At 46.4% G+C, this 1,251-nt stretch carries 1 protein-coding gene and 1 pseudogene; one reads left to right on the forward strand and one right to left on the reverse strand.

Annotation, left to right across the window (positions count from 1 at the left end; genetic code table 11):
- Positions 1-2: 2 nt before the first annotated feature.
- Complete coding sequence (locus tag R7070_RS25605) at positions 3-1,019, forward strand: DUF2955 domain-containing protein (RefSeq protein WP_318141440.1); 1,017 nt, start codon at positions 3-5, stop codon at positions 1,017-1,019.
- A 25-nt stretch (positions 1,020-1,044) separates the two neighbouring features.
- Here the strand turns inward: R7070_RS25605 and R7070_RS25610 are convergent.
- Positions 1,045-1,251: pseudogene (locus R7070_RS25610) on the reverse strand (flagellar brake protein); the annotation flags it as partial.

Here is a 1,251-nt window from a genome sequence, read left to right on the forward strand (position 1 = left end):
CCATGTCTGAGAACGATTTCAGACAATGCCTACGCATAGCAACTGGCGCAACCATCGGCTTTACACTGTGTAAGCTGTTTGGCTGGAACTACGGTGTGTTTTTCACCGTAACACCCATGCTTTTGCTCGGTATGGTACCAGTAGTGAACTTGCATGCATCAAGACAGTTAATCTTCTCCGCTGTTGTTTGTGGGCTAGAGGTTGGCATTTTGGGGGGCTTGTTTGGTAGTCATCCGGTGTTGATGACCTTGATTGCGTTCGGCTTGTTTCTTTACAAGTTTGCTTGTATGTCAAAAGGGAGTTTGTTTCTATTTGGCGCGAACAGTGTGCTTAGTTTGAGTATCATGCTGCACTTTGCTAGTTACCCGACAACGGATCTGAATGATCTTATTTTTAGTAACTTACAGGCGAACGTTTTGTCCATTATTGTGGCGTATTTGGTGACGTTTTTGATTCCTGATGCGGAACCTCGTCAACCGCCGCCAAAGCCTTCACAAGCCAAACAAAGCCATCGGATGCGACATGAGGCTCTTATGGGGGCGAGTATTGCAACCATGTCCTTTTTGGTGTTTCAGAGCTTTAATTTGAACGATTCCATGTCAGCGCAGGCGACAACCTTGTTGCTCCTGTTTCCAATGCATTGGAATGGCGCCTTAGGTTACGCTCGTAAACGGGCGATGGGCACATTGCTAGGCGTGACCTTTGGTATCGTCGGGCAGCTCATTTTGTATGATTGGTCAGATACTTTGCTGTTTATTGTGCCGTTACTTTGGATTGGCGCGATGATATTCAGTTACATGCATGTGAAAGAATCCAGTGGTTCAGGTGCTGGCTTTGGCGGCCTCACTACTTTAGGGATCTTATTCGGACAGTATCTCACGCCCGATGGTGATCTGATTTTTAGTGCTTTGTATCGAGTCAGCAGCATACTGTTTGCCATCGTGGTCACTTTGCTTGTTACTTATGCCGTGCATCGGTTACTCAACAGCTTTGCCGCAACGCGCTTTAGTCAATCATAGCCTTGATGCGTCTCAGTTCACTAAATCATACGTTGCTGGTCAGAAAGGACTGTTCCAGCAACTTGGTTTTCAAATCTTCAGTCATAGTAATGGGTTGCTCGAATCGAATGCCTATCACCCAGCCTTTGGGTTGCTTCTTTATATTGGCGATCAAGCAAGGATTTTCCTCTCCTATATGAATGCTAAGAGGTGATACCACCGAACCTCGGGCTCCAACCTTAAACTCAGGCTC

The sequence above is a fragment of the Vibrio sp. 1557 genome (genome assembly GCF_033340175.1).
GTDB lineage: Bacteria > Pseudomonadota > Gammaproteobacteria > Enterobacterales > Vibrionaceae > Vibrio > Vibrio alginolyticus.

Excerpts from the sequence above, each read along its gene's own strand:
- R7070_RS25605 (WP_318141440.1), top strand. The coding sequence starts at position 3 with ATGTCTGAGAACGATTTCAGACAATGCCTACGCATAGCAACTGGCGCA.